Source organism: Streptomyces sp. CB02058 (genome assembly GCF_001905505.1).
Classification (GTDB): domain Bacteria; phylum Actinomycetota; class Actinomycetes; order Streptomycetales; family Streptomycetaceae; genus Streptomyces.
In genome coordinates, this window is sequence record NZ_LIPG01000002.1 from 757,546 (window position 1) to 770,101 (window position 12,556).

The window sequence follows — 12,556 nt, forward strand, 5'->3', positions numbered from 1 at the left end:
CTCCGGGAGGGAGGTTCTGTCAGAGCGCCCCGTTCGGGGCGGGGAGGTTCTGTCAGAGTTTTCGGAGGTTTTGTCACAACCATGATCACGGTTGTTTTTGCAGGTCAGCGGGCCAGTGCGGGGGTTCTGTCAGTTCTGTCAGCGGATGCGGGGTTCTGTCACGCGCCGGCGAGCGGCGGGGTGATGCCGGGGTGGGTGTCGAAGCGCGGGGACGGGGGCCGGCCGCCGCGTCCGGTGCGCGGGGGCACGGGCTGCTGGCGGACCCAGCCGTGCTCTTCGAGTAGGACCAAGGCGGGGTCCAGGTCGCTCATGACGGGGAAGTCGCCGCGCGAGAGGCCCCGGAACAGCTCCCGCTTCGTGAAGCCGGACAGGCGCTGTTCCTTGAGGTGGGTGAGGAGTTGGTGGGCGGCTTCCTGTGCGGGGTCGGCGCCCATGTCGTCGAAGACTTCCAGGGCGTGGGCGGTGAAGTAGTCGCCCAGCTCGGTCGCGGCGGCCATGGTGGCCGCTTCGATCGGGAGGGCCCAGCCGTTGTCGGGGTGGGTGGCCAGGTGGATGAGTGCGGCGATGCGGGCCACGGCCCCGTCCCGCTTGGACGCCCACTTCACGATCGAGGCGAGGCTGCCGCCCTTGCCGAGCCGGGATTCGGTGACCTTCTGGTAGGCCAGCATCACCGCGTCCGCTTCGGGGGTGAGGGTGAGGACGGCGGGGTCGGTCCAGTCCGCGAGTGCCATCGTCAGGCCGCTCAGGCGCTGTGCGTAGGTGGTGGCGGTGTCCTCGGTGATGAGGTTCGGGGTGAGGTTGCGGGAGCCGACCAAGGAGACGGGCTTGGCGTACAGGAACCGTGCCAGCAGCCCCCGGCCGTCGGCGCCCTTCACGCGGCCGATGGCGTCCAGGACTTCGGGCTGGATGGCGAGTGCCATGGTGACGGCGGGGTTCTCGACGTGCTGGGCTTCTCGGCCCTGCCGGTTGACGCGGGCCATGTCCCCGGCGTGGCCCTTGAGGAAGACGCCCATGTTCGGGGTGCCGGAGTAGCGGCCGGCGATGATGTCGAAGATCTCGCCCTCGGCGGACATGACGCTGATCCGTCCGTCCTGCTCGGCCAGCAGGCTGGCCAGGCTCTCCGGTGTCACATCGTCGGCCACCAGCTGGGGCTTGGCGGGCACGGTCAGTTCGTCGGCCTGCTGGGCGAGGTGGACCGCTTCGGCGGTGAGCTGGTCGCGCAGCCCGGGTTCGGCAGCCGCGGCTTTCTGCGCGGCCTTGTCCGCCGCCGCTCTGGCGAGCCGGGAGGTGGTCTCCGCCTCGGCCCGCTTCGGCCCGGACAGTTCCACCAGCATCTTTTCGACGGCGAGCAGGGGGCCGGTCATGAGGGCGAACACGGCGCTCTTGCGGTTGCCGGGCGGCAGGGCGACGGCGGTGTAGAGGTTCACCGGTTCCCTCCAGTGCCCGCGCACGCAGACGGTGGCCCGGCCGCCGGCGGCGGTGGCGATGACACCGAGGGCCAGGCACCCGGCCAGGTCGGTCGGGGTCTGGGTCTCCTCGGCCACGGCCGCGACCATGTCACCCAGCCACGGCGGCAGGGTGTGCACGGGGAAGGCGGGCAAGGTCCGGCGGGCACTGAGCGGGATCGGGGCGTCCCACACGGGGCCGGTGATGGTCTCGGGGTCCAGGGCTTCGAAGCCCTCCCACAGGTCGGCACTCATGCGGCCTTGCTCCCTTCCAGGTTGAGCAGCGGGCAGTGTTCGGGGTGGGCGTTGTGGGCTTCGACCAGGGCCAGGACACCGGCCCGGCCCTTCGCGGTGCGCTCGTATCCGCACCGGCACCACGACCGGGCCGACGGGATCGCGGCGAAGGAGGGCGGGGCAACGACGTGCAGCCACCGCACCGCCTGCCGGGGGCCGGGAGTGGTGGGCGGGTGCGGGGCAGGGCGGACAAGACGAAGCGGACGGCCTGCGGCCGACGACTTACGCCCAACCGCCGCACGCACCGTTCGGGGTGCCGTCTCAGGGGCGGCGGGAAGGCCGTCGATACCGAGCTGCTGACCGACCGGCGTCGGCTCGGGGCTGGTGCTCATGCGGCACCTGCCAGCCCGTTGGCGACGGCCCTGGACGCGTACGACTCAGGGACACCCACGGACACGGCGGTGGCGATGACCTGTTGCCCGAGGAGGTTCAGCCCGCACGGTCCGGGACAGGTGGTGTGCTGCTTGGCGAGGAACTGCGCGACACCGAACGCCTGCGATCCCGCCCCGGATTCGGTACGGGCCCGCACGAGGGCCAGACCGCGTTCAAGGCCGGTACGGACGTATCGCTCGGTGTGACGGCACCCGGTGGCCACACTCCGGTCCCACTCAGTGCGGCCGGAGACAGAAGAGACCACCTCCTCGCGGACGGGGGTGGTCTCTTCCCTCTCCACCAGCGCGCGGACGGCATCCGGCAGACGGCTCATGATCCCGGCACCGGGGCCGAGCCACCGGGCGTACTGCATCGTGGACTTGATGTCGACGCCGGGCCGGACCGCGTTCGCGGACCTCATGGCACCGAGGTAGATCCAGTGCTCCCCACGGGTGGTGGGAACGATCCGGGTGGCTGCCAAGGTCTGGCGGGCCCAGACGACAGCGTCCGCGTCGTCCAGGTCCACCACGGTCAGTCCGGCGCCGCCGGGGTGGTAGGCCACCGCCTGCGCCTGCCGCCAGTAGCCTGCCCACAACGCGGACGTGAGGGTGGCTGTGTCGGTCGTGGCTGCGGCCCATCCGTGGCAGACGTTCGGGCAGGTGCAGGTGCCCGCGCTCTTCATGGTGGGCCGCCCGCCGCAGGCGTTGTCGGCGCATCGGGTGCAGTTGCCGAACGGGAGCTTCCCCGCACGCAGCGGAAGGACAGGCACCGCCCGTACGGCAAGGTCCAGGGCGGTAGCGAGCGCGCTCACGCGGCCACCTCCAGCAGGGCCTGGAGAGCGGCGGTGCCGATCCAATGGGTGTAGGCGGGCGGGACGCACTCGCGGATGCCGTCGCGGTTCATCCAGGGCACGCCCAGGACGTCGCGTGCCTGCTGGACGCCGGAGAAGTTGCCGACGTACTGCCCGTAGTGGCCGGGCGGGACGGGGCGGCCCATCTTCGCCTGCGGCACCGTGTGCTGCGGGTGGTGGGGCTGGTGGAGGGTGAAGCCGCCGCCGGTCTCGAAGTACCGGTGCCGGTAGGTCTCCAGCCCGAACATGGCCCCGCAGAGCATCACCGGGTTCCGGAGCTTGGGCAGGGCACCGCGCACGTTCTCCATGGCCCAGGGGCGGCCGGTGGAGTTCAGTGCGTCGCGGGTGGGTGCGATCAGGTCGGGGTGGTCGCGGCCCTGGATGCGCTGGCAGTCGCTGTCGTGCTGGCACGGCGGCGATCCGGCGATCACGTCGTACTCGTGTCCGTGCTCCAGGACGTAGGCGATGGCGTCGCCCTGGATGAACCGGAACGGGTAGCGGGGCTGCGGGTCCTTGTCGACGCCGGTCACGTCGAAGCCCGCATCGCCGTAGCCCTTGGACGCGCCGCCCTGGCAGCAGTAGAGATCCAGTAAGCGCGGCCGGTAGCCGGGCACTCGCCGGATCGGGGCAGGTTGAGTCATGCTGGGTGTCTCCAGTTCTGTGAGAAGTGCTGGCAGATGAGGGCGGCCCCGGCTTTGGCGAGACGGGGGCCGCCCTCGGCTATGAGGCTTTCGGGCCGCGCGGGCGGGTGGGGGTGCGGGTGGTCGCGGTGGAGGGGCGGCTGCCGCTCTCGGTATTCCAGCGGCCGGGCCCCGAACCGCTGGTCGTCACCGGCCCGGTGTTGTCGGGTTTCCGCCGGTTGTCGCTCATCGCGCGGCTTCCGTCCGGGCTGCGGCCCGTACGAGGGCGATGACTTCACTGGCGGTGCGGTCGGGCATGTCGTTCCAGCGGTGGTAGGCCAAGGTGCAGCCCCGGTCGCGGAGGACGGCTTGCAGCCGCTGTCCGGCGCGGTCGACGGTGGTTTCGTCGCCGATGCCGAGCCGGAACAGGACGGCCTGGGCGCCGAGGATGCAGACGCGGCCCGAGCGGGTGCGGTGCTTGTTCTGGGTCCAGCCGTAGCGCTCGATCACGAGCGCGGTGAGTTCCAGGTGCTCGGTGACCGTGACGTGCCGGGCGCCGCCGTGGCGGTGCCGGACGGCCGGGACGCTCAGGACCCAGTCCGGCAGGACCCGAAGCAGCCGCCCCGGCAGCACCCGCGCAGGGGCGGCGGCCGGCGCGGGGGCTCCCAGCGCCTCGGCGATCAGCTGATCGGTGGTCTTGGTGACCAGGGGGTGAGCGGTGGCGCGGGCGGTGAGGTACTGCTCGATGTCGCGGAGCATGCCGTCGATGTCGATGACCGGCTCGACGACGGTCGGCGGCCGGGGTGTGGTGCGGGTGGTCGTCGCGCTCATCTGCTCCTACCTCCAGCGGTGGGATGCGGCGATGCGTGAAGCCCTTGGCGGGCAGAAACGGAACGCCTCCCTCTGCTGACCCAGGGAGGCGGAACCACCCCCCTCCGGTGACGCCGTGAGGGGGGTGCGGGGGTGCTGAGCTGGGGTGACTCCCTGCCTCCCTGAACATCATTTGTGCAGGTCAGATCCAGGGAGTCGGGTCAGGGAGGCGTTTAGGGAGTTCTCCCTGCCTCCCTGACCCGCCCGGGGTGTGCTCCCTGTGATCAGGAAGCGGAAGCGGAACCGTCGGCGTCCCGGTTGGCGAGGGCGCGGGCGATCCGCTCCCGGCCGATGACCATCCGGCCGTCGGACTTGTAGGGCTCGGCCGCCGTGCCGTCCAGCACGCGCTTGAGGTCGGCGTGTGTCCAGGCTCCGTAGCTGTCCTCGGACAGCACCGACAGGCGCTGCAACACGTCCTGGGTCAGGACCCGGTTCGTGTCCCCGATCACGGCCGCGATGTCCGCGAGCGGGTCACGCACCTCGCCCTGCTCGATGACGTGGAGGGTGGTGACCCCGTCGCGCAGGGCGCGGGCCCGGTTGGCGATCTCCAACGCTTCGTCGTCGGTGATGTAGTGGGTGCGCACGGTGATCGATGCCTGGCCGGCGGGAATCGTGATGCCACCCGACGCGACGACCAGCGTTCCCTTGTCCAGGTCCTGCCGCAGCAGGTGCGGCGCCGCACCGCCGTCGACGGCCTTGTCCCCAAGCGCCATCCGGGCCTGCGACTCCGTACCGAGCACGAGGGATGCGCGGGTGTGGGCGCCCTCGCGGACCAGCTTGGGAAGGTTCTGGTCCGTGGGGTCCTGTGTGCCCTCCCACAGGATCACGTCGACCGCACGCCCCTGGTTGTGGACCTTGCGCACCGCCATGAAGTACCGGGACGTCGCCTTCGACCCGCCATACGGGCGCTTCTCGCTGTCGACGACCGGGCACATGAACGCGAGCTGCGCCTCGTCCACGATCCCGACCAGCGGCGTGAACTTCGTTCCGGGCGGCGCCTGCAAGCGGCGCTCCATCTCCGCGACCAGGCCCTCAACCATCTCGGTTGCCTGGATGACGTGGTCATCGGTCGGGCCCTGGATGAGCACGGTGGCCAGGCCGTCGAACATGCCCCAGTCACCGATGCCCTTGAGGTCCGCGATCCGGAACTCCACGGTCTTGTCGAGCGCGAGCCACAGGGCCAGGGACCGCAAGGCTGCGGTCTTGCCCTGGTTGGACAGGCCGGTGATGAGCAGGTGGCGCTGATAGAGGCTCAGGGTGGCGGCGTCGCCGCGCAGGTCCTGGCCCCACGGGGCCTTGCCGCTCTTGTAGTCGGCCTTGCTGTCGGGGTCGGTGACCAGCGGGGACGGGCCGATCGGCTCGTCCAGCGCGCCACTGTCCGCGACCCACAGCCGGACCGTGCGGGCCGCTTCCGCGATCGTGATGAACACCTCGTGCTCATGCCGCGACAGGTTCTCGGCAAGCTTGCGGCGCCGCTTCTGCACCTCGTCCGTTGAGACACCGGACGGCAGGGTCACGTCCACTTCGACCCCGCATCCGGCGATCCGGATCGGGCCCAGCATCGAGGCGCCGGCGTCACCCATCTCCTTGATGGCATTGCGCAGCGGAGCGACACCGAGGTTGCGGAGCGCGAGGACGACGATGGACGGGGTGATCGGCTCACCCGCACCCGAGCGGACGTTCGCGGGCAGGGCCCACTGGGGTGCGGCCTGCTGGTTCTTGCCCACGGCCCACAGTCCGAGCAGGACCGCCCACGGGCCGATCGTGACCAGAGGGCCCCAGGTCACGGTGATGATGAGGATGATCCAGCGGACCAGCTCGATGAGCGCCATGGTGGGGGCGCCGATGTCGGTCCAGTCCTTGTTGGCGACGGCGAGCATGATGCCGAGGAGCAAGAGGCCACCCGCGCCGATCCCGGCGCCGGCCGCGAGGCCCTTGGCCGCGTCCATCGGGGCGGTGAGCAGGTCCATGCGGCGGCGGTGGCGCTCCTGGCGGAAGCGCTGACCGCGCTCCTCCCACTCGGCGGCGGCCTCCATGTTCCCCGCGGCTTCCGCCGCACGCAGCAGACGTTCGTAGCGGGAGGCGGTGCGGCCCTCCCACGTGCGCCGGGCCACGATCCGCGTCCCGCCCCAGACGTAGAGGCCGTGGCGGGCGGTGGCACGGCAGGCGGTCTTGGTGTTCTCGTGGGTGGCCACCGTGCGGATACCGCGTGCGGAGCGCACCCACAGCGGCACAGGCGCCGTTTCAGCGGCCGGGGCTGCTACAGCAACCGCGTCGGCCGGGGCGGGTGCCACGGGGGCGTTGGTGGTCTTTTCGAAGAGGGGAACGACGTTGTCGCCCATGGCGGAACGACTCCTGACTGCCCCGGTGTTGGGGCGAGGAAGGGGAAGGGGCGGGTCAGGCTGCGGCCGAGGGGACGACGCGGCCGGCGAGGTACTCGCGGCCGTACGCCTCCCTCTCCTCGGCCTCCAACAGCCGGTCGTGCTCACGGCTCGCGCGGCGCGACAACCGCTCGACACCCAGGTCGTGACGCAGACCCGCGATGAGGCGTTCGCGCACGTCCTTGCGGCTGGTCTGCATCGCGTGGACCAGCTCGTGCACCACCGTGATGGCGAACGTGGCCTCGTTGGGGTGCTGGTCAACGTTGATGACGACCAGGACCCCGCCGTCGGCGCACGGGACTGGACCCGCTTGTCGGTGCATCCGGCGGTCTCCCACTCGGCAGCCGTGGCCACCTCAGCGAAGTACCGCTCGCCGGTGAGGACGACCTTCACGTCGGGCATCCGGCCGGCAACGGCCCGGTCCACGACCCGTACGGCTTCCTCGGTCAGCCGCTTCGCGGTGCGCAGCGTCGACCCGTAGCCGAAGAGCTTGTGTGTGCTGACGTCCAGCTTCACTACAACTCCGTCTCGTTGCCGCAGCTCAGGCGGCCGATTCGATGTCCGAGCAGGGCACGCACATGCCGAGCGAACGCGGGATGCAGTACCCGGCATCGCGGTGGCAGTTGGGGCAGGTCCGGCGGGCCGCCATCGCCTTGGCGAGAGCGGCCCGCCGGGCCGGGGTCATGGGGCGAACGGGCTTGGCCCGGTCGATCCGGTAGAGGTAGGCGACCAACGGCCCACGACGGCGCCGGGGCCGCTCCAACTGCGCGGCCACCTCCTGGCCACCCGGCCGCAACCCCAGGGCTCGGAGTTGGCGGTGGGTGGCGTATCCGTCGGGGGCCAGGCGCCACCGGTAGACGGGGAGCGTGGTCATCAGGCCGCCGCCTCGGCCGGTGTGGTGGTCCGCTCGGCCCGCAGGGTCTCGCGCAGGACGCGAGCCTTGGCGGGTGAGGTGTGGACCGCCTTGCGGATGCCTTCGGCAGTCAGGTCGTCGATCGACCAGTTGGCCGTAGCGGTTCGCGCCTCGATCAGGAGCTGTTCGGCGGTGCGGGTCGATCGAGTCGATCGGGCCGCCTGCGGAACACGTCCGGTGACGCGGCGCGGACGGGGAGACGCTGCGGCGGCCGTCCGGACAGCGATCGGTTTGACCGGCTTGGCCAGGTCGAACACGACCGGCTTCGGGAGCGGAGCGGGCAGCGTGAGCGGGGTCGACTTCCCCAGGTCAGCCATAGACCGTTTTGTTGATGTATCAGTCGATTCGGTGTTGGGGGTGGTGTCGATCGGTCGACCGGACGCCACGGGCACCGGAAGGGCCTTGCGCCACCAACGCCGGGGCGCGGGTGGACGCTGGGCCTGGGCGAGTTCGGCGACCGATCGAGCGGCCCTCCGGTGCAGCTTGGGACTCATACCGGGGGTACTCGTGCCGGTCTCGATCTCCCACGCGTGAGCGAACGCGTCCTCGAAGGACAGCACACCGAACGGGGCTGCCGACACGAGCCGGTCCGCGAGGCGTGCCACCGCGTGATGCTGGCGGCGCCGCTTGCGATCGTGCACCCGCCGGGCCTTGTCATGGACGTCACCGGTCTGTCCGGACAGGTTCGTGACCCACTGCCGGATCTCGAACAGGACCGGCCCCAGCAGGGTGACCGCAGCGAGCCCGATGCCCGCCGCGCGGGCGTCCGACGGGGACAGGCCCGACAGGTGCGAGCCGTAGTCGTAGTTGATGGTCGCGGCGAAACCGGCCGCCGCGATGACCAGCAAGCGCAGGAACCAGCGCACCCACCCGGGCAGGCCGCGTTCGTCGGCATAGGCGACACCGGCCGCCATGACCCACGCCGCACCCTCGATCGCCAACGGCAACGGGAGCAGCATCGGCGAGATACCCACGAAGTGCAGCACCTGCGCCGGCAGGGAGCCGAGCGCGGACGCGGTGACCAGGGCCAAGGTGCCTTTGCGGTAGACGTTGCCCGCCGTCAGCGAGGCACCCATCTCCGAACGCCGCTCGGACCGCTCTTTGCGGGCCGCATCCTTCTCGGCACGCTGCTGTTCGCGCAGCCAGGCCGCCCGCTCATCCGCCGCCCGCACCCGCTCCACGCGCAGCGCTTCGGCGGCAGTCTGGTCGATACGGCGCTGCTCGGCCTCGGCTGCCCGATCGGCGCGCCGGTCCTCAGCGAACGAACCCATCACGCCACCCCCGGAACGTTTGACCCGGGAACCTCGACCAGCGGCCGGACCGCGATGGCAGCCCACAGGTGGCGGGGGGCCGGGGAGGGGCGGGTGGTATTCCACTCCCACTCGGGCCCGCCCGCGATCGCGTAGCCCAGGGCGGTCAGCGCTCGCACGCGCTCCTGCACCGTGGGCATCGGGGACACGCGGCCGAAGTCGTGCATCGGCCACTGAAGGAACGGGGCATCGGTCAGGACGTACAGCACCCACGTGCCGGACGCCCCCGTGGCCATGCGTGCCTGCGGCAGCACCATCACGCCGCACCGCCGGACTGCACCGTGCTGGCGCGGTTCGTCAGGTCGCGGCGCGCGGCCAGGACCCGGTTGCGGGCCCGGCGGACCCGGCGGGTGTCCAGCTCGTTGGCCGGGCGGTCGATGGTCATGATCTGCGCGTCCAGCAACTCGACCTCCGCCCGGATGAGCGGCATCTCCCGGTCGATCGCGTCCAGCTCAGCGGCCGACGGCTCGACGTCGAGCGACGCGGCCGTAACAAGGGGCTGAAGTGCAACGATGGTCTGCATGGGTCGTTTTCTCCTTGCGGTGGAACGGCCCGAACAGCACCCCCGGAGTAGCCGCTCCGGGGGTGCGCGCCGTTCTGGTGGAAGCCACCCGGACGGGGTGGCAGTGCCCCGGCCGGGAGTCGAACCCGGCCTGCGACCATCGGGGCTGTGGGGCGGAGTCAGAGCTCGCCGCGTCGCTCCAGCTCACGGGCGATGTCGTTCTGGTCGGACAGGGCCCCGATGTTGGTCCCTGCGCTCCGCTCCCGGTTGATCAGCCGGTACTCATTGCGCAGGTCGTCGCTGGTGCGGCTCGTCATCTCGCCGGCGGCGGGGGAAGGGCTCCTGCGGATTCGCATGTCGTTCTCCTCTTGGAGTGATGTGGGCCGTGCGTACCCCGGGCCGGATTCGATCCAGCGCCGTCACGGCACCCGCACAGGCGGGCTCCGGGGCTGGGGTGGGTCAGCGCTGGACTACGGGGCGGTGCAGGTCCCGGTGGGTGACCGAGACCCGGTATCCGTCCTCGCGCAGCCGCTCGGCGAGCACCGTGGCGAAGGTGGGGGCGCGGTGACGGCCCCCGGCGCATCCGTCGGCCACGGTCACCGCCCCGGCGCTCGGGCCGGACGCGAACGCGGCCACCGCCACGGCCGTGGCTTCGACCAGTGCCGTGATGCCGGGGGTGTTCAGTACGGCGGTGCGGACCGGCTCGTCATCGGCGGTCATGTTCCGCAGAGCGGGGCTGACGTGCGGGTCACGGAAGTGGTGGCGCAGGTCGATCGTCAGGTGCGCGGCAGGCGGCGCACTGTGCAGGTAGCCGAACGAAACGATCTCAACGTCCATTAGGACTCCCAAGCGGTGAGGAGGTGTTCCGGCTCCCCTCGGCCCCGCCCGTACGCGACGGGCGGAGGAGGCAACCGGCCGCAGCAGTCATGAGTGCCGCGAAGCGGTGAGCGGGTCAGATTCGGTTCTCCGATTCGCACAGCGCTGCTCGTTCCGGGGAGGTCCGAGATCCCGGAAGTCTTCGCAGCTTCGAAGGTGTGCTGTGCGGTTCTTTAGAGCCGATGGCGTGTCCCCCATCTGGGGTGTGGGACCCGCGTTGCTGCGCGGGCCCGGTCTCGATCGGCTGGTCTCCACTCGCCTCGGCCGGAACGGTCACGGCCGTACTGACGCGGTGGATCACGCTGTTGAGTTGTCGGCATGGCGCAACAGCCCGGACCGAAAGTCCCGGACCGGTGATGGCCACATCCATAGACTGGACCGGTGGACCGGTCCAGTCAAGTCATGTGAAGCGGATTCCCGGACCTGTGGGGCAACCTGTGCAGTTCAGAGGCCCTGTGAGCCAACAAAAAAAGCTGGACCGGCGGACCGGTCCAGCTTGAGTTTGCGCCCTGAACTACATGGCGTAGGCGTCCACCTGCTCGAAGAGGGCGCCCGCAGTGACGCCTTCCTCGCACACCAGGGGTCGTCGATTCTGGTCGTAGGCGGTGTGCAGCACCACGGCCACGGCCTGCGCCCCTGTCAGGGCGAGGTGCTGAGCTTCTTCGTCCGTCGCCAGTCGCACCGTGGTGACGTCCTCGCCCTCCACGGGGTACCGGCCGGTCTGCCTGCGCACGTACCGAGTCGTCCCTTCCGTGATGGGTGCCGTCTGGGCAAGGCGAGGGGCCGCCTCGGCCACATCCGGCGGGAAATAGGCCGTCACGAAGCTGTGCGGGCTGCCATCGGGAAGCTGCAACACGCGCACCCGCAGAAGGGCTTGAGCTCCCGATTCCAGATCCAGGGCAGCCGCTACATGCTCAGGGGGCGTGACCCACTCCGGTTCCCCTACGCGCAAGAACGGCATCCCGCCGGCAACGCGTGCCGAGCCAGCCCGACGACCGCCCGCCGGCCGAGCCACGGGGGTCTCGGTGACGATGAAACCGGTCCCTTGGCGGGCTTCCACGATGCCGTCGTTCCTTAGGACATCCATGGCCTTGACCACGCTCGCCCGGGATACCGACCACTGCTCGGCTAGGTCCCGTCCCGACGGGAGAGTCGTGCCGGGGGCGAACTCGCCGGCCGCGATGCGAGAGCGCAGCGATTCCGCGATCTCCTCGTACTTCAGCAGTCCCATGACTCCCCTTTCGCCAGCCTCACTGGACTGGTCCACCGGTACACACGATACTACTGGTATGTCGAAACCAGAGCTTGCGCCCGAGATCGAGCACTTCTACTCCCAGGTGGTTGATGAGGACACCCGACTGCGAACGTCAGCAGACGGACGCCTCGAACTGATCCGAACGCAGGAGATCCTTCGCCGGTTCTATCCTTCGTCGCCCGCACGCGTTCTGGACGTCGGCGGCGGGTCCGGGATTCACGCCGAATGGCTGGTGGAGGACGGATACGCGGTCAAGCTCATCGACCCGATCGCCCGACATGTGGAGCAGGCATCGAAGATCTGCTCAGCTGAGCTGGGTGATGCTCGCCATCTCGATGAGGCAGACGCTTCCTACGACGCAGTGCAGGTGCTTGGCCCGCTGTACCACCTACCCGCCCCGGAAGACCGCCGTTCGGCCCTCTCTGAAGCCCGGCGCGTGGTGAAGCCGGGGGGCATTGTGGCCGCCGCTGCGATCAATCGGTACGCCTCGTTGTTCGAGCACGTGGCTTACGCCCACCTACACACCGACCGAATCCATGCCTCTGTTTCCAAGATCTTGGAGACGGCTGTCTATGACGGTGTGCGGGGGTTCACTCTGTCGTACTTCCACCGAGCCGAAGAACTCGTGGCGGAACTGGCTGCGGCAGGCATCCAGGATGTACAGGTCTTCGGCATCGAGGGACCCGCATGGTCTCTCGTGAAGGCGGTTGAACAGCAGCCGGGTGACGGGCCCACGGATGACCTGATCGCCTCTGCCATGGCCGCAGCGCGGATGGCCGAGCCATACCCAGAGTTGCTCGCTGCCAGCTCGCACCTGCTTGCCGTCGGCAGGGCGCCTGACGGCAATCCGTGACGGCAACGTGGGCGC

The 12,556-nt window shown here is 70.2% G+C and carries 16 protein-coding genes; 2 read left to right on the forward strand and 14 right to left on the reverse strand.

Features of this window, described 5'->3' with window-relative positions; genetic code table 11:
* Positions 1 to 158: 158 nt before the first annotated feature.
* The 7 genes from AMK10_RS10540 to AMK10_RS37960 all read right to left on the reverse strand — a co-directional run bounded on the left by AMK10_RS10540 (position 159) and on the right by AMK10_RS37960 (position 7,154).
* Complete coding sequence (locus AMK10_RS10540) at positions 159 to 1,700, reverse strand: YfjI family protein (protein ID WP_073747273.1); 1,542 nt, start codon at positions 1,698 to 1,700, stop codon at positions 159 to 161.
* Positions 1,697 to 2,071, reverse strand: a complete 375-nt coding sequence (locus tag AMK10_RS37305) for a hypothetical protein (protein ID WP_143194949.1) — start codon at positions 2,069 to 2,071, stop codon at positions 1,697 to 1,699. The genes AMK10_RS10540 and AMK10_RS37305 overlap by 4 nt, the downstream gene beginning before the upstream one ends.
* Positions 2,068 to 2,922, reverse strand: coding sequence for a bifunctional DNA primase/polymerase (locus AMK10_RS10550; RefSeq protein WP_073747277.1), 855 nt, complete (start codon positions 2,920 to 2,922; stop codon positions 2,068 to 2,070). The genes AMK10_RS37305 and AMK10_RS10550 overlap by 4 nt, the downstream gene beginning before the upstream one ends.
* Positions 2,919 to 3,602, reverse strand: a complete 684-nt coding sequence (locus AMK10_RS10555) for a DNA cytosine methyltransferase (RefSeq protein ID WP_073747279.1) — start codon at positions 3,600 to 3,602, stop codon at positions 2,919 to 2,921. Before AMK10_RS10555 ends, AMK10_RS10550 begins: the two co-directional genes overlap by 4 nt.
* Positions 3,603 to 3,827: 225 nt before the next feature.
* On the reverse strand, positions 3,828 to 4,412 hold the full coding sequence (locus AMK10_RS10560) for a DUF6197 family protein (protein ID WP_073747281.1): 585 nt from the start codon (positions 4,410 to 4,412) through the stop codon (positions 3,828 to 3,830).
* A gap of 263 nt (positions 4,413 to 4,675) precedes the next feature.
* Positions 4,676 to 6,793, reverse strand: coding sequence for an FtsK/SpoIIIE domain-containing protein (locus AMK10_RS10565; protein ID WP_073747283.1), 2,118 nt, complete (start codon positions 6,791 to 6,793; stop codon positions 4,676 to 4,678).
* 55 nt (positions 6,794 to 6,848) lie between these two features.
* On the reverse strand, positions 6,849 to 7,154 hold the full coding sequence (locus AMK10_RS37960) for a hypothetical protein (RefSeq protein ID WP_241839515.1): 306 nt from the start codon (positions 7,152 to 7,154) through the stop codon (positions 6,849 to 6,851).
* Positions 7,155 to 7,178: 24 nt separating this feature from the next.
* Here AMK10_RS37960 and AMK10_RS38485 point away from each other — a divergent pair, with 24 nt between their 5' ends.
* Positions 7,179 to 7,313, forward strand: a complete 135-nt coding sequence (locus tag AMK10_RS38485) for a hypothetical protein (RefSeq protein ID WP_274535331.1) — start codon at positions 7,179 to 7,181, stop codon at positions 7,311 to 7,313.
* 60 nt (positions 7,314 to 7,373) lie between these two features.
* Here AMK10_RS38485 and AMK10_RS10575 read toward each other — a convergent pair whose 3' ends face one another.
* The 7 genes from AMK10_RS10575 to AMK10_RS10600 all read right to left on the reverse strand — a co-directional run bounded on the left by AMK10_RS10575 (position 7,374) and on the right by AMK10_RS10600 (position 11,664).
* Positions 7,374 to 7,706 carry an RRQRL motif-containing zinc-binding protein gene (locus tag AMK10_RS10575; RefSeq protein ID WP_073747285.1) on the reverse strand — a complete coding sequence of 111 codons (333 nt, stop codon included), beginning with the start codon at positions 7,704 to 7,706 and terminating at the stop codon, positions 7,374 to 7,376.
* The gene (locus AMK10_RS38605; RefSeq protein WP_073747287.1) at positions 7,706 to 9,016 is read right to left on the reverse strand and encodes a hypothetical protein; all 1,311 of its coding nucleotides are present in this window, start codon (positions 9,014 to 9,016) and stop codon (positions 7,706 to 7,708) included. The genes AMK10_RS10575 and AMK10_RS38605 overlap by 1 nt, the downstream gene beginning before the upstream one ends.
* The gene (locus AMK10_RS10585; protein ID WP_143194950.1) at positions 9,016 to 9,312 is read right to left on the reverse strand and encodes a DUF6303 family protein; all 297 of its coding nucleotides are present in this window, start codon (positions 9,310 to 9,312) and stop codon (positions 9,016 to 9,018) included. The genes AMK10_RS38605 and AMK10_RS10585 overlap by 1 nt, the downstream gene beginning before the upstream one ends.
* Entirely contained in the window at positions 9,312 to 9,578 is a 267-nt protein-coding gene (locus tag AMK10_RS10590; protein ID WP_073747289.1) for a DUF6284 family protein, read from the reverse strand. Before AMK10_RS10590 ends, AMK10_RS10585 begins: the two co-directional genes overlap by 1 nt.
* Positions 9,579 to 9,736: 158 nt before the next feature.
* Positions 9,737 to 9,913, reverse strand: a complete 177-nt coding sequence (locus AMK10_RS37415) for a hypothetical protein (RefSeq protein WP_158070870.1) — start codon at positions 9,911 to 9,913, stop codon at positions 9,737 to 9,739.
* A gap of 103 nt (positions 9,914 to 10,016) precedes the next feature.
* Complete coding sequence (locus AMK10_RS10595) at positions 10,017 to 10,394, reverse strand: RapZ C-terminal domain-containing protein (protein WP_073747291.1); 378 nt, start codon at positions 10,392 to 10,394, stop codon at positions 10,017 to 10,019.
* A 553-nt stretch (positions 10,395 to 10,947) separates the two neighbouring features.
* On the reverse strand, positions 10,948 to 11,664 hold the full coding sequence (locus tag AMK10_RS10600) for a GntR family transcriptional regulator (RefSeq protein WP_073747293.1): 717 nt from the start codon (positions 11,662 to 11,664) through the stop codon (positions 10,948 to 10,950).
* 58 nt (positions 11,665 to 11,722) lie between these two features.
* On the opposite strand from AMK10_RS10600, the gene AMK10_RS10605 reads away from it, so the two are divergent.
* Positions 11,723 to 12,541 (forward strand): class I SAM-dependent methyltransferase, encoded by an 819-nt coding sequence (locus tag AMK10_RS10605; protein ID WP_073747295.1) that lies wholly within the window; start codon positions 11,723 to 11,725, stop codon positions 12,539 to 12,541.
* Positions 12,542 to 12,556: the final 15 nt, after the last annotated feature.